Annotated in this window: 21 protein-coding genes; 12 read left to right on the top strand and 9 right to left on the bottom strand. The window is 74.2% G+C overall.

The window, feature by feature from the left end; genetic code table 11:
* Positions 1-187 precede the first annotated feature (187 nt).
* Entirely contained in the window at positions 188-781 is a 594-nt protein-coding gene (locus ACIRBX_RS37235) for a DUF4291 domain-containing protein (RefSeq protein WP_402304651.1), read from the top strand.
* Positions 782-923: 142 nt separating this feature from the next.
* Here ACIRBX_RS37235 and ACIRBX_RS37240 read toward each other — a convergent pair whose 3' ends face one another.
* Complete coding sequence (locus ACIRBX_RS37240; protein ID WP_402304653.1) at positions 924-1406, bottom strand: hypothetical protein; 483 nt, start codon at positions 1404-1406, stop codon at positions 924-926.
* Positions 1407-1504: 98 nt separating this feature from the next.
* On the opposite strand from ACIRBX_RS37240, the gene ACIRBX_RS37245 reads away from it, so the two are divergent.
* Complete coding sequence (locus ACIRBX_RS37245; protein ID WP_402304656.1) at positions 1505-1690, top strand: hypothetical protein; 186 nt, start codon at positions 1505-1507, stop codon at positions 1688-1690.
* 7 nt (positions 1691-1697) lie between these two features.
* On the opposite strand, the gene ACIRBX_RS37250 is transcribed toward ACIRBX_RS37245, so the two are convergent.
* On the bottom strand, positions 1698-2387 hold the full coding sequence (locus ACIRBX_RS37250) for an O-methyltransferase (protein WP_402304658.1): 690 nt from the start codon (positions 2385-2387) through the stop codon (positions 1698-1700).
* 89 nt (positions 2388-2476) lie between these two features.
* On the opposite strand from ACIRBX_RS37250, the gene ACIRBX_RS37255 reads away from it, so the two are divergent.
* Both ACIRBX_RS37255 and ACIRBX_RS37260 read left to right on the top strand, forming a co-directional pair.
* Entirely contained in the window at positions 2477-3343 is an 867-nt protein-coding gene (locus ACIRBX_RS37255) for an NAD-dependent protein deacetylase (protein WP_402304660.1), read from the top strand.
* Positions 3344-3662: 319 nt separating this feature from the next.
* Entirely contained in the window at positions 3663-4445 is a 783-nt protein-coding gene (locus tag ACIRBX_RS37260; protein ID WP_402304661.1) for a hypothetical protein, read from the top strand.
* 164 nt (positions 4446-4609) lie between these two features.
* Here ACIRBX_RS37260 and ACIRBX_RS37265 read toward each other — a convergent pair whose 3' ends face one another.
* Entirely contained in the window at positions 4610-4804 is a 195-nt protein-coding gene (locus tag ACIRBX_RS37265) for a hypothetical protein (RefSeq protein ID WP_402304662.1), read from the bottom strand.
* A 263-nt stretch (positions 4805-5067) separates the two neighbouring features.
* Here ACIRBX_RS37265 and ACIRBX_RS37270 point away from each other — a divergent pair, with 263 nt between their 5' ends.
* Entirely contained in the window at positions 5068-6834 is a 1767-nt protein-coding gene (locus ACIRBX_RS37270) for an ABC transporter ATP-binding protein (RefSeq protein WP_402304663.1), read from the top strand.
* A gap of 273 nt (positions 6835-7107) precedes the next feature.
* Here ACIRBX_RS37270 and ACIRBX_RS37275 read toward each other — a convergent pair whose 3' ends face one another.
* Together ACIRBX_RS37275 and ACIRBX_RS37280 are read right to left on the bottom strand one after the other, a co-directional pair.
* Positions 7108-8133, bottom strand: coding sequence for a LacI family DNA-binding transcriptional regulator (locus tag ACIRBX_RS37275; protein WP_402304666.1), 1026 nt, complete (start codon positions 8131-8133; stop codon positions 7108-7110).
* 75 nt (positions 8134-8208) lie between these two features.
* The gene (locus tag ACIRBX_RS37280) at positions 8209-8838 is read right to left on the bottom strand and encodes a GDSL-type esterase/lipase family protein (RefSeq protein WP_402304669.1); all 630 of its coding nucleotides are present in this window, start codon (positions 8836-8838) and stop codon (positions 8209-8211) included.
* 184 nt (positions 8839-9022) lie between these two features.
* Here ACIRBX_RS37280 and ACIRBX_RS37285 point away from each other — a divergent pair, with 184 nt between their 5' ends.
* Entirely contained in the window at positions 9023-9967 is a 945-nt protein-coding gene (locus ACIRBX_RS37285; protein ID WP_402304671.1) for an ROK family protein, read from the top strand.
* A gap of 301 nt (positions 9968-10268) precedes the next feature.
* The gene (locus ACIRBX_RS37290; protein WP_402304673.1) at positions 10269-10751 is read left to right on the top strand and encodes a hypothetical protein; all 483 of its coding nucleotides are present in this window, start codon (positions 10269-10271) and stop codon (positions 10749-10751) included.
* A 63-nt stretch (positions 10752-10814) separates the two neighbouring features.
* On the opposite strand, the gene ACIRBX_RS37295 is transcribed toward ACIRBX_RS37290, so the two are convergent.
* The 3 genes from ACIRBX_RS37295 to ACIRBX_RS37305 are packed head-to-tail and all read right to left on the bottom strand — an operon-like array spanning position 10815 to position 14061.
* Positions 10815-11888, bottom strand: a complete 1074-nt coding sequence (locus ACIRBX_RS37295; protein WP_402304830.1) for a threonine aldolase family protein — start codon at positions 11886-11888, stop codon at positions 10815-10817.
* Positions 11885-12649 (bottom strand): SDR family NAD(P)-dependent oxidoreductase, encoded by a 765-nt coding sequence (locus tag ACIRBX_RS37300; protein ID WP_402304676.1) that lies wholly within the window; start codon positions 12647-12649, stop codon positions 11885-11887. The genes ACIRBX_RS37295 and ACIRBX_RS37300 overlap by 4 nt, the downstream gene beginning before the upstream one ends.
* Positions 12646-14061: a DUF6421 family protein gene (locus ACIRBX_RS37305; protein ID WP_402304679.1), complete on the bottom strand. Its 1416-nt coding sequence runs from the start codon at positions 14059-14061 to the stop codon at positions 12646-12648. The genes ACIRBX_RS37300 and ACIRBX_RS37305 overlap by 4 nt, the downstream gene beginning before the upstream one ends.
* 432 nt (positions 14062-14493) lie before the next feature.
* On the opposite strand from ACIRBX_RS37305, the gene ACIRBX_RS37310 reads away from it, so the two are divergent.
* The 5 genes from ACIRBX_RS37310 to ACIRBX_RS37330 all read left to right on the top strand — a co-directional run bounded on the left by ACIRBX_RS37310 (position 14494) and on the right by ACIRBX_RS37330 (position 18917).
* Complete coding sequence (locus tag ACIRBX_RS37310; RefSeq protein WP_402304682.1) at positions 14494-15366, top strand: ABC transporter substrate-binding protein; 873 nt, start codon at positions 14494-14496, stop codon at positions 15364-15366.
* Positions 15363-16244: an amino acid ABC transporter permease gene (locus tag ACIRBX_RS37315; protein ID WP_402304684.1), complete on the top strand. Its 882-nt coding sequence runs from the start codon at positions 15363-15365 to the stop codon at positions 16242-16244. Before ACIRBX_RS37310 ends, ACIRBX_RS37315 begins: the two co-directional genes overlap by 4 nt.
* Positions 16241-17005, top strand: a complete 765-nt coding sequence (locus ACIRBX_RS37320; RefSeq protein ID WP_402304687.1) for an amino acid ABC transporter ATP-binding protein — start codon at positions 16241-16243, stop codon at positions 17003-17005. Before ACIRBX_RS37315 ends, ACIRBX_RS37320 begins: the two co-directional genes overlap by 4 nt.
* Positions 17006-17113: 108 nt before the next feature.
* On the top strand, positions 17114-17605 hold the full coding sequence (locus ACIRBX_RS37325; protein WP_402304688.1) for a DUF5134 domain-containing protein: 492 nt from the start codon (positions 17114-17116) through the stop codon (positions 17603-17605).
* 355 nt (positions 17606-17960) lie between these two features.
* A complete protein-coding gene (locus ACIRBX_RS37330; RefSeq protein WP_402304690.1) occupies positions 17961-18917 on the top strand; it encodes a M56 family metallopeptidase in 957 nt (318 codons plus the stop codon).
* Positions 18918-19077: 160 nt separating this feature from the next.
* On the opposite strand, the gene ACIRBX_RS37335 is transcribed toward ACIRBX_RS37330, so the two are convergent.
* On the bottom strand, positions 19078-19224 hold the full coding sequence (locus tag ACIRBX_RS37335; RefSeq protein WP_402304693.1) for a hypothetical protein: 147 nt from the start codon (positions 19222-19224) through the stop codon (positions 19078-19080).
* Positions 19225-19344 lie beyond the last annotated feature (120 nt).

A 19344-nucleotide genomic window follows, 5' to 3' on the forward strand; every position in this document is an offset into this window, starting at 1 on the left:
GCACTGAATCAGAAGAGGTGTTCCAAGGATTGGCCGCCCCGGGACCGTCCACACAGAACGCGTGTCCGGTGCTCCCTGCCGAGCGACTAGAGAACACTACGCCCGTCCCGGGCATAAGGCAAACGCCGGGGCCCGCTCCGGGAAAACCGTTCGCTCGTTCGGCCCCACCGGTCGCATCCTGCTCGCCATGGACGAGCCGAAGCACCGCATCCGCGCCCTGCACACCGAGGAGACCGTCACCGTCTACCAGGCCTACCGCCCGGAGATCGGGCTGCCGGCTGCCCGGGACGGCCGCTTCCCCGCGGCCTGGAGCCGTACCCGGATGACCTGGATCAAGCCGTCCTTCCTCTGGATGATGTACCGCTGCGGCTGGGGGCGGAAGGAGGGACAGGAGACGGTGCTCGCCGTCGAGATCTCCCGGGACGGCTTCGAGTGGGCGTTGCGGCACGCCTACCTCTCCCACTACGAACGCGGCCTCCACTCCGACCGCGCCTCCTGGCAGCGGGAGCTCAAGCGGGCCCCGGCCCGGGTGCAGTGGGACCCGGAGCGGGACCTGCACCTCCGACCGCTGCCGTACCGCTCCCTCCAGCTCGGCCTGGCCGGGGAGGCGGCTCAGCGGTTCGCCGACGAGTGGACGGTGTCGATCTCGGATGTGACACCGCTCGCGCACCAGGTGCACGCGCTGGTCCGCGCCGGGGAGCTGGAGGCCGCGGCCGAGTTGCTGCCCCGGGAGCGGCCGTATCCGTCGCACCCCGAGCTGCTGGCGCACCTCGGGGCGTGACGGACGGTCAGCAGGGGCGCGTATGTGCCCGCTCCTGCTGGGCCTGCTCCGGGTCGAGTGCCCCGACCGGGATCTGCGGCGCAGGCACGCCAGGTGACCGCAGACCGGCTGGGGCCGCGCCGCAGGCGCCGCCCCAGCACGATCACTGCTCGATTCGCATGTTCCAGAGCACGGCCTCGGGCGCCTCGACGCTGACGTTGATGTCCTTGGGCGAGCTGAGGCGAAAGTTGTTCGTGGTGGGTGTGACGGCGTCTGCGGCACAGACGATGGTCGTGGTGGAGACGGGGTCCATCCGAAGGATCAGCGTCCCGCCGGTGCACAGGATCGTGACGAACAGGTCGCCTGGCCGCGCGGAGAACGACGCCACGCTGGTGCCACCGGAGCGGAGCGGTACCGACGTGAGTGTGGTGGCCCCCGGCTCGGCCGGCGGCAGGGCGGGGATGGAGACACTGGCCGACGGCGACGGCGGCGACGAGGGGACCGAATCGGCGGTCTGGGAGGTCGCCGGCGGGCTCATGGCAGGAGGTGCGGCGGAGCCGCTGGTGGACGTGCACCCGCCGGCGAGGACGCTGAGAGCCGCCAGTGCCGAAAGTGCATGGCGCGGTCGGACTGGCTTGATGGTCAACTGTGATCCGTCCCTGTGCTGGGTGGGTGCCCTGGGTCCGATGGCGCCGGACGCCGTCGGTGGCATGCGCGGTCTGCCCGGGGGCGGCGGTGGCGGTGGTGGAGCTGCCCAACAAGGCGGTCATGGAAACGGCCGGGCCGACCCCGACCGTCGCGCCGGCCTCCGCCGCGAGAGCGTCGATCTCGCCGGTGGAGCTGCTGCCGCAGGTAGCGGTGACGGTGCCGCTGATCCGGGCCGCACAGGTGGGCACCGGCCTCGCGCCGCGAGCCGTTCCGGCGGGCTGACCGGCCGTCAGGCGGTGACCAGGGCCAGGACGAAGCCGTCGTAGCCCTTGCTGCCGACGGTCTGGAGTGCGGTGGCGGTCAGCCGGGGGTGGGCGGCGATCAGTTCGGTGAAGGTGCGGACGCCCTGGACCCGGGGGTCGTCGGAGGCGGCGTCGGTGACGGCGCCGTCGCGGACCACGTTGTCGCCGATGATCAGACTGCCGGGGCGGGTGAGGCGCAGCGCCCACTCCAGGTACGCCGGGTTGGCGGGCTTGTCGGCGTCGATGAAGACCAGGTCGAAGGGGCCGTGGCCGTCGGCGGCGAGCGTCGGGAGGGTGTCGAGGGCGGGGCCCTCGCGCAGGTCGACCCGGTCGGCGATGCCGGCCCGGGTGAGGTTGGCGGTGGCGACCTCGGCGCAGCGGGGGTCGGCTTCCAGGGTGACCAGGCGGCCGTCGGCGGGGAGGGCCCGGGCCAGCCAGATGGTGCTGTAGCCACCGAGGGTGCCGATCTCCAGGATGCGCCGAGCCCCGCTGATGGTGGCCAGCAGGTGGAGGAGCTTGCCCTGGTTGGGGGCGACCTGGTGGGCGGGCAGGTCGGCTGCCTCGGTGGCGGCGACGGCGGCGCGCAGGGCCTCGTCCTCCTCCACCAGGAGGCCGTCGAAGTAGTCGTCGACGGCGGTCCAGGTCTGCTGAGCCGTCTGCTGCCAGGACTGAGTCATAGTGAGTTCCTTTTCGATACTTACTGTGTGCCCAGCCGGAATCTACTACACCCGGCCCCGCCCCGACAGGCCGGTCTACCCTGGGCGGCATGGCTGATCCCGTGACCTCGGCTCCCCCCTCCGCCGACCTCCGGCCCCTGGCCCGGCTGGTGGCCGGGCGGGGCGTGGTGGTGCTGAGCGGAGCGGGGCTGTCGACCGAGTCCGGCATCCCGGACTACCGGGGCGAGACCGGCAGCCGGCGGCGCGGTGCGCCGATGACCTACCAGGAGTTCACCGGCAGCGAGGCGGCCCGCCGCCGCTACTGGGCGCGCAGCCACGCCGGTTGGCGGACCATCGCCCGGGCCGAGCCGAACGCCGGGCACCGCGCGGTGGAGCGGCTGCGTCGCTCCGGCCACGTCTCCGCCGTCATCACCCAGAACGTGGACGGCCTGCACCGGGCGGCCGGCACCCGGGACGCGGTCGAGCTGCACGGCGGGCTGGACCGGGTGATCTGCCTGACCTGCCGTCACCTGAGCTCCCGGGCCGAGCTGGACCGGCGGCTGACCGAGCTGAACGGGGCATCCGCCGCCCCGGGTGCGGACAGCCAGGCCGACGGCGACGCCGTGCTCCCCGACGAGGCGGTGGCGGGCTTCCGGGTCGCGCCCTGCCTGGAGTGCGGCGGGGTGCTCAAGCCGGACGTGGTGTTCTTCGGCGAGAGCGTGCCGATGCCCCGGGTCGAGCGCTGCTTCGACCTGGTGGCGGCCGGACAGCTGCTGCTGGTCCTCGGTTCCTCCCTGACCGTCATGTCCGGGCTGCGGTTCGTCCGCCGGGCGGCCAAGGACGGCACCCCCGTGGTGATCGTCAATCAGGGGCCCACCCGGGGGGACGAGCTGGCCGCCGCCAGGATCGGGCTCCCGCTGGGCCCCGCACTCACCGAACTCGCCGATCTGGTGGGCGAGTCGGCGCCCCCGGCCTGACCGTCCGGTCCGGCCGTGGGGGGCCCCGGGGGGCCCCCCCCCCGGGGGGGCCGCGGCAGACCGGTACCGCGGGGGCCCCCCCCCGCCGCGCGGGGGCACCCCCCCCCCCCCCCCGCCGGCGGGCGGGGGGGGGGGGGCGGGCCGCCCGGCGCGCGCGGGGGGGGGGGGGGGGGGGCCCCCCCCCCCCCCCCCCACGGCCGGTCGGCCGATTCCTTCCGTTACCTGCGTCCTCCGCGCCACGTCGAGATGGGCAACACCGCCACCCGGCGGTCTGCATGGCCGGCATGCGACGACGATGACCACGGAAGGACCGACGGAGATGAACGACCTCCCGTCCGACAAGGCCCGTACCGAACTGCCGATGCTCGACCTCACCCCGCCCGTCACCGGTGCCGGCCCGACGGGCCGCTCCCGCCGGGCCGCACTGGTCGGCGGCGTGGTGTCCGGCACACTCGCGGTGGCCGCCCTCGCGGCGCTGCTCGGCGGCCGGCTCCAGCCGGCCGAGGCCACGACTGCCGCGGCCGAACCGGCGCAGCTCGCCCCGGCCGCCGCACCCAAGCCCAGCCCGAGCCCGAGCACCGATCCCGACGCCGGTCCGGTGAAGGTGACCGGCCGGGCGCTGCTCGGCCAGCTGCTGGACGCGCTGCCGCCCGGGACCCGCACCAGCGGCTACGCGGCCCAGACGGCGAACGTCGACCCGGGGGTCACGGAGACCGTCGCCCAGGTCTACGTGACCACGCCGAAGGGCACCGGGATGTTCCGGGTCTTCATCGGCTCGGCCAGCCCGGACAAGGTCTGCAACGAGCAGACCGCCTGCCGGGTCGACGAGCGGGGCAACAAGATCTCGGTGCGGCACCCCGCGGACAACTGCATCCAGGCGTCCGCGATCTTCGTGGTCCGGCCCGACGGCACCAGCGTCAACATCAACCTGGCCGACTGCCTGGCCTGGGACGGCACCGGCAACAAGCAGGGCGTGCTGCCGATGACCGAGGAGGAGGCGATCCGGCTGGCCGGTGACCCCGGCATCCGCCGGATGATCACCCCCGCCGCCCGGGACGCCGCGCAGGCCCGCTTCCCGGAGGTGCCGGTGCTCACCAGCTGACGGCGAGGGCGGGACGCCGCCGACGGCCGGCCGGGGTCACGGGCCCTGGCCGACCGTCGGTGCGCGGCTGCCGTCGGTGCGCGGCGGCTGTCAGTACGCAGCGGCTGTCAGTACGCGGCGACCCCCGGTACGCGGGCCGGCCGGGGGCACGGGCCGACGAGCCGTCAGCCCAGGAAGGCAGTCACCTGGCCGACGGTGCCACCGACCCCACCGGCCGGCGGCCGGTCCAGGTGGGCGATCCGCTGGTACCGGTCCGGCTCCTGGCGGTGCGCCTCCGGGTAGTCGTACTGACGGTCCCGCCGACGGCCCGTGACGAGCCGTCGGACACCGCCGGCCGCCGCGTGGAGAAGTCGCCTCACCGTGCACCCCCGTACACAACTGGCGGGGCCCGACCGGTTCGGGCCCCGCCACCACGGTACGGTCCCCGGCCCCGCTGCGGGCAGCCGTCGGGGGCGGAACTCTCCGGCGCACCGAACGACACCTGTGGCAGGCGGAGTTCAGCGAGTTCAGTGCCGGGCGGGGCCACCCGGGGCTGCCCACGGAGTGGAATGCGGCTGACCGATCGGGCCGCACTTGGCACACTGCTCAGCGACCCCCACACCACCCCCTCGCTGGAGCCTCCATGGCACTGCCCCAGGGCGCACTAGGCCACCGCTACCAGGGTGAGCACCCCCTCCGGACCCTGCTCTTCCTGATCCACCCCGACCGCGCCCGGGCCGCCCTGGCCGTGCTGGTCTTCCTCGCCAAGCACTCGCCGATCTGGCTGCTGCCGCTGGTCACCGCGAACGTCCTGGACGTGGTGGTGGACCACCGCCCGCTGTCCGAACTCTGGTGGAACACCGGCCTGTTGCTGGTGATCCTGGCACTCAACCTCCCCCTCCACCTGCTCTACGTGCACTGGATGCACGGCACCATCCGGCGGATGGGCACCCGGCTGCGCAGCGCGCTCTGCCACCGGATGCAGCAGCTGTCGATCGGCTTCCACGCCCGGGTCACCGCCGGGGCCCTCCAGTCCAAGGTGATCCGGGACGTGGAGAACATCGAGAACGCCGCCCAGCAGACCGCCGACAACGGGCTGGCCGCCTTCGCCACCCTGGTCGGCGCGCTCGCGGTGATCGGCTGGAAGGCACCGGCCTTCCTGCCGGTCTTCCTGGTGCTGGTGCCCGCCGCCGCCTACCTGGTGACCCGGCTGCGCACCCGGCTGCACGACCAGAACGAGTCCTTCCGCCGCGAGGTCGAGCAACTCGCGGGCCGGGTCGGCGAGATGACCACCCTGATCCCGGTCACCCGGGCACACGGGCTGGAGCGCACCGCGCTGCGCCGGATGGACCGCACGCTGGACCGGGTGCTGCACGCGGGCCTGCGCCTGGACCTGCTGAACGGCCGCTTCGGCGCGCTCTCCTGGATCCTGCTGAACGCGATCGGCGTCGGCTGCCTGGCCGGTGCGGCAGTGGCCGCGTACCAGGGCTGGTGGGGCGTCACGCCCGGCGCCGTGGTGATGCTCAGCGCCTACTTCTCCTCCCTCACCGGCTCGGTCACCAGCCTGCTGGCGCTGGCTCCGCAGCTCGGCAAGGGCTTCGCCTCGGTCCGCTCGGTCGGTGAGCTGCTGCAGGCTCCCGACCTGGAGGAGAACGCGGGCAAGGCCGAGGTGACGGCCGTCCGGGGCCGGATCGACTTCCAGGGCGTGACGCTGCGTCACCCGGGCGCGGACCGGCCGGCGGTGGAGGGCCTGGACCTGACCGTACGGGCCGGCGAGACCATCGCCCTGGTCGGCGGCTCCGGCGCGGGCAAGTCCACCGTCCTCAACCTGGTGATCGGCTTCCTCCGGCCGACCGAGGGCCGGATCCTGCTGGACGGCACCGACATGGAGGGCCTGGACCTGCGCAGCTACCGCCGCTTCCTCTCGGTGGTGCCGCAGGAGCCGGTGCTGTTCGACGGCACCATCCGGGAGAACGTCGCCTACGGCCTGCGGGACGTGCCCGAGGCGGTGCTCGACGCGGCGCTGCGGGACGCCAACGCGCAGGAGTTCGTCGACCGGCTGGCGCACGGCAAGGACACCCTGCTCGGCGAGCGCGGCATCCGGCTCTCCGGCGGGCAGAAGCAGCGCCTCGCGATCGCCCGGGCGCTGGTCCGCGACCCCCGGGTGCTGATCCTGGACGAGGCGACCTCGGCGCTGGATCCGCGCTCGGAGGCGCTGGTGCAGCAGGCGATGGCCGAGCTGGTGAAGGGCCGCACGGTCTTCGTGGTGGCCCACCGGCTCTCCACCATCCGGGCGGCCGACCGGATAGCGGTGCTGGAGCACGGCCGGCTGGTGGAGCTCGGCAGCCACGCCGAGCTGATCGCGGGCGGCGGCGCCTACGGGGCGCTGCACGAGGCCGCCGCGTCCTGACCGGGCGGCCCGCGCGGCCGACCCGGGCGGCGTCCCTCGGATCGTGGCCGCCGTGGGGACGGGACAGGGGCGGGAGCGGGGCCGGAACGGGGGGTGGGGTCACGGATTCCGCATCCGGTCCCGAGCCGGCTGCCGGGGACCTTCCCACCCACCCCCGTGGCCGCGAGTCGCCTGCGATCTCCGTCCGGCCCCGGGCGACAGACCCCAGCCCCGGCCACCGACAGCGTGGCCGTCGGCGTGGCGAGCACCCGCCGTCGGGACGGTGACGGCCCGTCAGCCCCGCCCGGACGGCCGCTCCGCCGAGCCGCGCGCGATCAGCCGGGTGGGGACCACGATGCGGCCGGGCGGGGTGGTGTCCCCGGCCAGGCGGGCGAAGAGGGTGCGGGCGGCGGCGGTGCCGAGGGCGGCCGGGTCCTGGGCCACCACCGAGAGGCCCGGGGTGAGCAGGGCGGCCAGCTCCAGATCGTCGAAGCCGAGCAGGGCCGGGGCCTCGGACGGGGCGGCCGGAAGGTGGTGCAGGGCGGCCAGGGTGATCCGGTTGTTGGCGGTGAACAGCGCGGTGACCGGCTCCGGCCCGGTGGTGAGCCGGGTGACGGCGGCGGCCACCCGGGCCGGGTCGCTCGGGCCGCTGTCGATCCAGCGCTGATCGACCGTCAGTCCGGCGGCGGCCATCGCCTCCCGGTAGCCGCGCAGCCGTTCGGCGGCGGTGTGCAGGTGGGGCTGGTCGCCGACGAAGCCGATCCGCCGGTGCCCGTGCCGGATCAGGTGCGCCACACCGTCCCGGGCGCCGCCCGCGTTGTCGCTGAGCACGGCGTCCGCGTCGATCCCGGCGGCGGGACGGTCCAGGAAGACCACCGGGGTGCCGGATTCGGTCTCGGGCAGCAGGTACCGGTGGTCGTCCCCGGCCGGGACCACGATCAGGCCGTCCACCCGGCGGGCGCAGAAGGCCAGCGCCAACTCCCGCTCCCGGGCCGGGTCCTCGCCGCTGGAGCCGGTGAACAGCAGGCAGCCCTCCGCCCAGACCACCTCCTCGACGGCCCGGGTCAGGGCCGAGGAGAACGGGTCCTTGATGTCCTCCAGCAGCAGGGCGACGGAGGCCGTCCGGCCGGTGCGCAGCAGGCGGGCGCTGTCGTTGCGGCGGAAGCCGAGCGCGGCGATCGCCTCCCGCACCCGGGCGGCGGTCTGCTCGGTCACGCCGCCCTCACCATTGACGACCCGTGAGACGGTCTTCAGCCCGACCCCGGCGGCGGCGGCCACGTCCTTCATGGTGGGCCGGGCGGTGACGGGGCGGCTGGTCATACCGGGGAGCATACGACCCCGCGTCGGACCGCCCCGGGGCAGTCGGCGCGGGAGCGTACGGCTCCGGACGCAGGCTCAACCGAGCACCAGAGCGGTCCAGGCGTCGGCCAGCAGGCGGTGCCCGAGCGGCGTGGGGTGGATGCCGTCGGCCGCGATCGCGCCGGGGTCGCCGGCCGTGCGGGCGGCCTGGTTGAGCAGCCCGTCGGCGGCCAGCAGCAGGGCGCCGTACTCCTCGGCGAGGCGGCGGACCACCTGGATCCTGGCGTCCAGGTCCGGGCGCCACTCCCACTGGGCGGGGGCGACCGGGAGCAGGAAGGGCTCCACCAGCACCAGGCGGGCGGCGGGGTGACGGTCCAGCAGTCCGTCCAGCAGGGCGCGGTAATGGCCCTCCCAGGGGTCGATCGGGGACTCGATGCCGCCCTCCTGCCACCGCCAGGTGTCATTCACCCCGATCAGCAGGGAGAGCAGGTCGGGGCGGTGGGCCAGGGCGTCGTCCGCCCAGCGCGCGCGGAGGTCGGCGACGCCGTCGCCGGATACGCCCCGGTTGAGCACGGTGGCGCCGGGGTGGGCCGCGCGCAGCGCCGGGGCGGCCAGCGCGGGGTAGCCGTGGCCGAGGTCGGAGGGGGCGGCGAGGTGGCGGCCGGCCCGGGTGATGCTGTCGCCCTGGAAGAGCACGGTCGGGTGTGGTGGCAGGTCGATCGGCATGCGGGCGGGCCCTCCTGACGGTCGGTCGGACGGGGCCAGCCTAGGAGACCGGGCGGCAGCGACGGGGCCGGCCCGGACGAGCGGGCGGCGGCAGGGACGGGGCCGGATCTGGACAACGTTGTCAGAGCGGGGCGAGAATCACGGGACCCCGCCCGCCGACCCGTCACGCTGGAGCGCCCCCGCCATGAACCACCGTCCCTCCGGCTCGCTGCTCGGCGCCATCGACCTCGGCGGCACGAAGATCGCCGGCGGGCTGGTGGACTCCACCGGCACGCTGCTCCACCGGGTGCAGCTGCCGACCCCGGCCACCGGCACCGCCGCCGAGATGGCCGGCGCCGTCGGCGCAGTCCTCGACCTGCTGGCCGCCGACCCCCGCTGGAGCGCGGTGCGGGCGGTCGGGATCGGCAGCGCGGGCCCGGTCGACATCGAGGCGGGCACCGTCAGCCCCGTCAACATCCCCTGCTGGCGCGCCTTCCCGCTGCGCGCCGAGGTCGCCGCCCACCCGGCGGTGGCCGGACTGCCGGTGGTGCTCGGCGGCGACGCGGTGGCGATGACCGCCGCCGAGCACTGGCGCGGCGCGGCCCGCCCGTACCGGGACGTGCTCTGCCTGGTGGTGTCCACCGGGGTCGGGGCCGGGCTGGTGATCGGCGGCCGGCTGCACACCGGGCGGACCGGCAACGCGGGCCACCTCGGTCACATCACCGTCGACGTCGACGGCCGCCCCTGCCCCTGCGGCTCCCGGGGCTGCCTGGAGGGCCTGGCCAGCGGTACCGCGATCGCCCGCACCGCCACCGAGGCCGGCTGGCGCCCGCCCACCGGCGACACCTCCGCCACCGCCGTCGCCACCGCCGCCCGGGCCGGCGACCCGTTCGCCCTGGCCGCCTTCGACTCCGCCGCCCGCGCCCTGGCCGCCGGCATCGCCGCCACCGCCACCCTGGTCGACCTGGACGCCGCCGTCATCGGCGGCGGGGTCGCCCAGGCGGGCGAGCTGCTCTTCACCCCGCTCCGCCGGCACTTCGCCGCCTACGCCGCCCTCCCCTTCGCGGCCCGCACGGTGCTGCTCCCCGCCGAGCTCGGCACCGACGCGGGCCTGATCGGCGCGGCGGCCCTGGCCCGCACCGAGCACTGAGGCCGGGCCGGGGGCGGGGCCCACGCCCTGGGAGCGCAGCAGCGGCGGTCGGCTGACGGCGGCTCAGCCGAGGACTTCGACCAGGAAGTCCGGAGCGGCGCCCCGGACCCCGGGCGCGGCCTCCCACTCCGTCGCGGGGCGACGACGGCACCTCCGGCGGCCTCTCCGAGCGCCCCTCACGCTGTCCCGGGAGCGGACCGGCGTCGGGAGTTCGCCCGCCGTTCGTGTCCGGTACCGGGACGGGCACGATGATGGCCGCCGGCCGTATGCGTCGCAGGACCGATCCGCAGGAGAGCCGAGCATGACCGTCCCGTCGCCGGACCCCTTCTACAAGGTCGCCGAGGTCTACTCCCCCTCGGAAGACGCCTGGCAGCTCGAACTCCGGGGCCCGCAGAACCAGTTGCTCATGGTGGCACTGATCCCCGACGAGGACCCGTCGGAAGAGCCCACGCTGCACTACGCATCGCCCGGTCCGCACACGGTGGTGCCGTACGACGTCGTGCGGTGGTACGTGGACCGGGTGGACGAGGCGATCCGGGAGATCCGGGCCTGGATGCGGCTGCGGCCCGAGCTGGTCGCCACCGTGCACCGGCTCCAACAGGAGCACTACGGGGGGTGGATCGACGACGCCGGGTTCCCCGCCCTGCTCGCCGGGCTCCGCACCGCCGTTCCCGAGGCCGACCTCGCGGTCGTGCTGGCGGCCGGGCTCGGCCGCGCCCCCGACGGGACCGAGCTGAGCCCCGCCGAGGTGCTCGCCCTGGTCCTCGCCGTCACCGGGGACTGACGGCGAACGCCCCCGGTGCCAGGACGGCACGGCGGGGGCGTTCGGCGGCGGGGTGAGGGCGCGTCAGGCGCGGGCCATCTCCTCGGCGATGGCGGCGGCGAAGGCGTCGATGTCGGCCTCGGTGGTGTCGAAGGCGGCCATCCAGCGGACCTCGCCGGTGTGCTCGTCCCAGAAGTAGAAGCGGTAGCGCTTCTGCAGGCGCTCGCTGACCTCGCGCGGGAGGATGGCGAAGACCGCGTTGGCCTGGACCGGGCGGACCAGGGTGACGCCGTCGATGCCGGCCACCGCCGCCTCCAGGCGCTTGGCCATGGCGTTGGCGTGCGAGGCGTTGCGCAGCCAGAGGTCACCGCTCAGCAGGGCCTCGAACTGCACCGAGACGAAGCGCATCTTCGAGGCGAGCTGCATCGACATCTTGCGCAGGTACTTGAGGTTCTGCACCCGCTCCGGGTTGAGCACCACCACGGCCTCGCCGAGCAGCAGGCCGTTCTTGGTGCCGCCGAAGGAGAGCACGTCGACGCCGGCGTCCGTCGTGAAGGCCCGCAGCGGCAGGCCGAGCGCGGCGGCGGCGTTGGCGATCCGGGAGCCGTCCAGGTGCACCAGCATGCCGTGCTGGTGGGCGTGGTCGCAGATCGCCCTGATCTCCTCGGCGGTGTACAGGGTGCCGAGTTCGGTGCTCTGGGTAATCGAGACCGCGAGCGGCTGCGCGCGGTGCTCGTCGCCCCAGCCCCAGGCCTGACGGTCGATCAGCTCGGGGGTGAGCTTGCCGTCGGGGGTGGGGACGGTGAGCAGCTTGATGCCCGCGATCTTCTCGGGGGCGCCGCACTCGTCCACGTTGATGTGGGCGGACTCGGCGGCGATCACCGCCCCCCAGCGCGGCAGCAGGGCCTGGAGCGAGACCACGTTGGCACCGGTGCCGTTGAAGACCGGGTACGCCTCGGCGGACGGGCCGAAGTGCTTGCGGAACACGTCCTGGAGGTGCTCGGTGTACTGGTCCTCGCCGTACGCGACCTGGTGGCCGTCGTTGGCCAGTGCGATGGCGGCCAGGATCTCCGGGTGCACGCCCGCGTAGTTGTCGCTGGCGAAGCCGCGCACGGCCGGGTCGTGGCGGCGGACGGCGTCCGTCACGTGCTCGTTCATCGGGCTGTCAGCCACAGGTGCTGTCCGTTCAGTTCGGCTGCGGGGCGGTCCCAGAGGGCCGCCAGGGCGTCGGCCAGGTCGGCGGTGTCGGTGAAGCCGGCGAACTTCGCGTCCGGCTTCTCCGCGCGCATCTCCGGGGTGACCAGGGCCTTGATCACCAGGATGGCAGCCGCCGCCGTCGGGACGCCGTCCGGGGCGGTGGTCTCCTTGACGAAGGAGTCGGCCATGGCCAGCGTCCACGCCTCGGTGGCCGCCTTGGCGGCGGCGTACGCGGCTCCGCCCGCGGTCGGCTTGTGGGCGGCGGCGGCGGAGATCATCGCGTACCGGCCGGCCTCGCTGCGGACCAGCGCGGGCTGGAAGGCCAGCGAGGTGTGCTGGAGGGTACGGACCACCCGGTCGTGCAGGAAGTCCCAGTCGTCGATCCGGCTGTCGAAGAAGGTCTTGCTGCCGCGCCAGCCGCCGACCAGGTGGAACAGGCCGTCCACGTGGCCGTGCTCGCCCTCCAGGTGGTCGGCCCAGTCGTGCACCTCCTGCGGGTCCAGCAGGTCGATCACCTGGCTGGAGATCTTCGCCTCGGGGACGGTCAGCCGGATCGCTTCCAGCGCGTTGTCCAGCGCCCGGCCGTCAATGTCGGCGGCGATCACGGTGGCCCCGGCCGTGGTCAGGCGGCGCAGGGTGGCACGGCCGGCCGGGCCGGTGGCGCCGGCCACCGCGACGACCTTGCCGTCGAGGTGACGGTCATCGACCTGACGCTCGCTCATGCTGCGATCTCCTGACGGCCGGCCGAGGCGCCGGTGATGCCGGTGGTGGCGGCGATCACGCCGCCGAGCTTCTTGGACAGCGCCTCGAAGAACATCGAGAGCGGGAACTCGTCGGGCAGCACCGCGTCGCAGAGCGCCTTGCGCAGCGCCTTGTCCTCGGTGATGCCGAGCGGCAGCGCCTCCGGGCCCTTGGCCCAGGTGGAGGCCGGGTGCGGGGTGAGGTAGCGGGAGACCAGCTCGTAGGCGGCGATCCAGTGCGCGGTCTTCGGGCGGTCGATGCCGTCCCGGTAGAGGGTCTCGATCTCGGCGCAGAGCCCGTTGGTGACCTCGGCGACCCGGCTCCAGTCGATCGAGAGCCGGTTGTCGCGCCAGCGCAGCGCGTCGTGCTTGTGCAGGTAGGCGAAGAGCAGCTGGCCGCCCATGCCGTCGTAGTTGCGCACCCGGTCGCCGGAGACGGTGAAGCGGAACATCCGGTCGAACAGGATCGCGTACTGGACGTCGCGGCCCTGCGGGTAGCCCTCGGCCTCCAGCCGGACGGCCTCCTTGAAGGCGGTCAGGTCGCAGCGCAGCTCCTCCAGGCCGTACATCCAGAACGGCGAGCGCTGCTTGATCATGAAGGGGTCGAACGGCAGGTCGCCGTGGCTGTGGGTGCGGTCGTGCACCAGGTCCCAGAGCACGAAGGTCTGCTGGGCGCGCTGCTGGTCGGCGAGCAGGCCGACGGCGTCCTCGGGGATCTCCAGACCGAGCTGGCGCACCGCGCTGGTGGAGACGGCGCGGAAGCGGGCCGCCTCGCGGTCGCAGAAGATGCCGCCCCAGGTGAAGCGCTCGGGGGCCTGACGGACCGCCACGGTCTCCGGGAAGAGCACCGCGGAGTTGGTGTCGTAGCCGGCCGTGAAGTCGGTGAAGGTGATCGGCACGAACATCGGGTTGTCGAAGCGCTCGCGCTCCAGCTCGGCCAGCCACTCGGGCCAGACCACGGTGAGCAGCACGGCCTCGAGGTTGCGGTTCGGGTTGCCGTTCTGGGTGTACATCGGGAACACCACCAGGTGCTCCAGGCCGTCGGTGCGCTGCTCGGCGGGCTGGAAGGCCAGCAGCGAGTCCAGGAAGTCGGGCTCGCGGTAGCCGGTGTCGGCCCACTTGCGCAGGTCGGCCAGGACGGCGGTCAGGTAGTCGGCGTCGTGCGGGAAGAGCGGGGCGAGCTCCTCGACCGCGCCGAGCACCGTCTCGACCAGCGGGTCGACGGTGGAGCGCTGGACGGCCGACAGGTCGATGGAGCCGTCCTTGGCCTGCAGCGGGCGCAGGGCCTCGACGGCCTCCTTCAGCCGGAGCCAGGCGGGGTGCGTCGCGTGGCCGGCCGGGGTTACTCCGGAGAGTTCGGCCGCCTCGACAAGCTTGGGCGAAAGATTCTGCATCAGAGACCCACTTAGACAGGAGTTATTTCGACAGGGACACCATAGATTCGAAAGGTTCTCCTGTTCAAGGGGGGCTCCACCGACACTGCCGGGGCCGGTGCGCTGCCAGGGTCGCGTCCACCATGCGGACAGTCGGATGGACGTGGTGGACAGTGGGGCCGATGGGGTGCGAACCTCCCGCCATGCTCCCGGCGGTGATCCACGTGGCCCGTTGCCACCCCGACCTGACCCGGGTGCCTTCCTGTTGTCGCGGCGCCTGCTGACCTCCCGCCGCTGACACCCCGTCGGGAGGCACCGCGGCGGCCGTGCCGTACGCCGACCATGCCCGCCGCCCCCGCGCCCCGCCACCGCTGCTGATCCGGTTGGCCGCGCCCGCCCGACGGGCAGTCCTCTTCCTGGCACGTCCTCACCCCCTGCCCCCTGGAGCCCGCCATGACCCCGGCCGTCCGCCCCGCCCGCCTCGTCCTGCCGGCCGCCCTGCTCGCGGCCGGTCTGCTGCTCACCGCCTGCGCCCCCCAGGAGGAGGCCAAGTCGCCCACCGCCTCCGGGACTTGCGAGGCCGGCAAGCTGGCCACCAAGAAGTCCGGCATCCTGACGGTGGGCACCGACAAGCCCGCGTACGACCCGTGGTTCTCCGAGGACGACCCGTCGAACGGCAAGGGCTTCGAGTCGGCGGTGGCCCACGCGGTGGCGGAGAAGCTCGGCTACCCGAAGGACAAGGTCAGCTGGGTGGTCAGCCCGTTCAACAAGGCCTTCGCCCCCGGCGCCAAGGACTTCGACTTCGACATCAACCAGGTCTCGGTGAACGCCGAGCGCAAGCAGTCGGTGGACTTCTCCCCCGGCTACTACGACGTCCGGCAGGCGGTGATCGCGCTCAAGGGCTCGAAGGCGGCGAACGCGGCCTCGCTGGCCGACCTCAAGGGCGCCAAGCTGGGCGCCCAGGTCGGCACCACCAGCCTGTCCGCGATCACCGGGCAGATCAAGCCGGCCGCCCAGCCCGCCGTCTTCGACGACAACGACCTGGCGAAGACCGCCCTGAAGAACGGTCAGATCGACGCCCTGGTGGTGGACCTGCCGACCGCCTTCTACATCACCGGCGCCGAGGTGACCGAGGCCAAGGTGATCGGCCAGCTGGAGGGGACCGGCGGCGCGGACGGCGAGCAGTTCGGCCTGGTGCTGGACAAGGGCAGCGCGCTGACCGGCTGCGTCAGCCAGGCCGTGGACGCCCTGCGGGCCGACGGCACGCTGGCGAAGCTGGAGAAGCAGTGGCTCTCCGACGCGGTCTCGGCACCGGTGCTCAAGTGACCACCACCGCTGACCTGACCAAGACCGGGGACGACTACCGCCCGTCCGAACGGCGGCTGGCCCGGGAGGCGCACAGGCGCCGCCGGGCCCGCCGCTCGGCGCTGATCGCCACCGCCAGCACCGCGCTCACCGCGCTGGTGCTGGCCCTGGTGGTGGTCAACTCCCCCGGCTGGGACCGGACCCGGCAGACCTTCTTCAACGCGCACTACGCCCGGCAGGCGCTGCCCGAGGTGCTCGGCGGCCTCAAGGTGAACCTCGTCCTGATGCTGGTCTGCGGTGCGCTGATCCTGGTGTTCGGCCTGCTGCTGGCGGTGCTGCGGACGCTCCGCGGTCCGGTCTTCCTGCCGGTGCGGCTGCTGGCCACCGCCTACGTGGACTTCTTCCTCGGCCTGCCGATGATCATCTGCCTGCTCATCATGATCACCGGTGTGCCCGCGCTCCGGCTCACCGGCGTGACCACCGATCCGCTGGTGCTCGGCGGTGCGGCGCTGGTGCTGACCTACTCGGCGTACGTCTCCGAGGTGTTCCGGGCCGGCATCCAGTCGGTGCACCCCAGCCAGCGCGCGGCGGCCCGCTCACTGGGGCTGACCAACGCCCAGGCGATGCGGTTCGTCATCCTGCCGCAGGCGGTGCGGCGGGTGGTGCCGCCGCTGCTGAACAACCTGGTCTCGCTCCAGAAGGACACCGGCCTGGTCTCGATCGGCGGCGTGATCGACGCGGTCTTCGCCGCGAAGATCATCACCTCCCGGACCTTCAACTACACGCCGTACCTGGTCTCGGCGCTGGTCTTCATCCTGCTCACCATCCCGATGACCCGGTTCACCGACTGGATCACCCAGCGGATGAACGGCCGTCAGCTGCAAGGGGGTGCGGTGTGACCGGGCAGCCGGTGCTCCGCTTCGAGTCCGTCCGCAAGTCCTACGCGGGCCAACCGGTGCTGCGGGACGTCTCCCTGGACGTCCCCGCGCACTCCGTCACGGCACTGATCGGGGCCTCCGGCTCCGGCAAGTCCACCCTGCTGCGGTGCGCCAACCTGCTGGAGGAGGTGGACGACGGCGCGGTCTTCCTGGACGGTGAGGAGATCACCGACCCGGCGGTGGACCAGGACGCCGTCCGCCGGCGGATCGGCGTGGTCTTCCAGTCCTACAACCTCTTCCCGCACCTGACGGTGCTGCAGAACGTCACGCTCGCCCCGCGCCGGGTGCACCGGCGCGAACGCGCCGAGGCCGAGGCGCAGGCACTGGACCTGCTCGGCCGGCTCGGCCTGGCCGACAAGGCCCGCGCGTACCCGGACCGGCTCTCCGGCGGCCAGCAGCAGCGGGTGGCGATCGTCCGGGCACTGGCCACCGGGCCCCGGCTGCTCCTGCTGGACGAGGTGACCGCCGCGCTCGACCCCGAGCTGGTCGGCGAAGTCCTGGGCGTGGTACGGGACTTGAAGGAGCAGGGGATGACCATGGTGCTCTCCACCCACGAGATGGGCTTCGCCCGCGAGGTGGCCGACCAGGTCTGCTTCCTGGACTCCGGCGTGGTGCTCGAACAGGGCCCGCCCGAGCAGGTCCTCGGCGACCCGCAGCAGGAGCGGACCCGGCAGTTCCTCCGGCGGATCATCGCCTCCGGACGGCTCGCGCCCGGGAGTTGACCACCGGTCACACCTCAGTGCGCCCCCTTTCGCGCCCTGCTCCGCCCTCGCCCGATCGGTGATCGTGGACCGGACGGAGCGTGAGCGGCGGCGGAGGGGGGCGCTTCGGTGCACGGACCGGTACTGGTGAGCGCGCTGCTGGCCGCCGTCACGGGCGGCACGGCCGGGTACTGCCTGCACCGCCTGCGACGCGGCGGGTGGCGGGAGGCCGACGCCGCCGAGGCCGCGATGGGCCTCGGGATGGCCGGCATGGCCCTGTGGCCGGCCCCGCTCTGGGGCTGGCTGTTCGCCGCCCTCGCCCTCGCCCTGCTGGCCGCCACCGCGCTCCACCGCCGGCATCACGGCCACCGCCTCCACCACGCCCTCGGCTCGGCCGCGATGGCCTACCTGGCGCTCGCCCCGGGCGGCCACCACGGCACGGCCGGCCTCCCCGCACTCACCGGGCTGCTCCTGCTCTACTACGGCGGCTACACCGTCTGGACCGGCACCCGCCTGCTCGCCACCCCGGCCGGCCCCGTCCTCACCGCCACCACCCACCTCCCGGGCGCCTGCCGGGCGGCGATGGGCGTCGGCATGTTCGCGATGCTGCTGACCATGTGACGCAGGAGCGGCCATCCGCAGGCCGCCCGGCCCCGGCTTCCGGTCCCCGTGGGGAAATGCCGCGCACCGCTCCGACGCCGTCGGCATCAGCGGGATCCCGGTCACGGACCGGGGCACCGGACCGTACGACACCGCGCCCGGCCGGACGCCCGGCCGACGCCCGGCAGCGGCCCCTACGGCATCACCGCCGCACGAACGGGGGCCCGGTGAGCCGCCGCCGGGGCCAGAGGCTTGCGCGGCCGGACCACCAACCCCGGGTCCCGGTCGCCGATGGCCGGGCGGGGCGGGGTGTGCCGTGTGTCATGTTGGGCCGAAGCGGGTTCTCCCGGGGCGGTGGAGCGCGTAGGTTGCTGTCATGACGGCTCTGTTCGGCCTGCTGGTGCTCGGGGGGCTGCTGGCCACCGTCGCGCCACGGATGTTGGCGCGGGTGCGGTGGGCGGCCCGGGAGCCGGTGTTGGCCCTGTTGGCGTGGCAGTGCCTGGTCGTCGCGGTGCTGCTGTGCTGCGCGCTGGCGCTGGTGCTGGCCACCTCCGCCGCCCTGCCCCCGGTCCGGGACTTCGTCTTCACCGACGCACCGCACGGCGTGGAAGCCGCCTACGGCCTGGCCGACGCCGAGGGGTGGGGCCGGCTGACCGCCGCGCTGCTCGCGGCCGGCGGTCTCTGGACCGCCTACTCGCTCTCCCGGGAGGTCCGGGCCGCCCGCGCGCTGCGCGACCGCCGCTCGGCCGAACTGGCCCACCGCGCACCGGAGTTGCCCGCTGGCCTGACCACCGGGAAGGCGGCCGGCCGGGAGCGGCTGGTGGTGCTGGAGAACGTCCGCCCGGAGGCCTGGTCACTGCCGGGCCCGTCCTCCCGGCTGGTGGTCACCACCGGAGCACTCCAACAACTGACGGCCCGTGAGCTGGCAGCGGTGCTCAGCCACGAGCGCGGGCACGTCCGGGCCCGGCACCACTGGCTGGCGCAGTCCGCCCAGGCACTGGCCAGCGGCTTCCCCGGGGTCGGGGTGTTCTCCGCCTTCCGGGACCAGGTCGGCGCCCTGGTGGAGCTCGCCGCCGACGACCGGGCGGCGCGCCGCCACGGCCGGATCACCACCGCACTCGCCCTGGTCGAGATCAACTCCGGCCGGGGCGTCTTCGGCGGCGCCTGCGCCCCGCAGCACCTGGCCGAGACCCCGCAGCGGGTGGACCGCCTGCTGACCGGCGAGCCCCGCCTCCCGGTCCACCACCGCCTGCGCCTGACGGTGGCCGCGCTGGCCGCACCGGCCGCCGCCGTCCTGCTGGCCGCCGCCCCGGGCCTGGCCAGCCTGGTCTGAGCGGGCGTCAGAAGCCCGGAGCGCGGCCGACCCGACGCTCCCGACCGGCCGCCACGCACGGCGCACCTGATCGCAACCGGGGTACCCGCCGTGCCAAGGGCCGGCCGTGACGCGGCGCGGAGCCGACCGGTCCTCGATGGCGACCGACCCGGAGCGCAGGTCACGGCCGGGGGCCACCCGAACGTCCGACCTCCACTCCCCCGGCGGCGGGCACGCCGAGCCCGGGCACGAAGGTGTCGGCCGCACCGGCCGCCGCCGTCCTGCCGGCCACCGCCCCGGGCCCGGCCAGCCTGGTCTGAGCAGGCATCCGGAGCGCGGCCGACCTCCGCTGGTCCCCGCCGACCCGGAGCGCAGGTCACGGCCGGGGGCCACCCGAACGTCCGACCTCCACTCCCCCGGCGGCGGGCACGCCGAGCCCGGGCGCGAA

The sequence above is a fragment of the Kitasatospora sp. NPDC096147 genome (genome assembly GCF_044763225.1).
Classification (GTDB): domain Bacteria; phylum Actinomycetota; class Actinomycetes; order Streptomycetales; family Streptomycetaceae; genus Kitasatospora.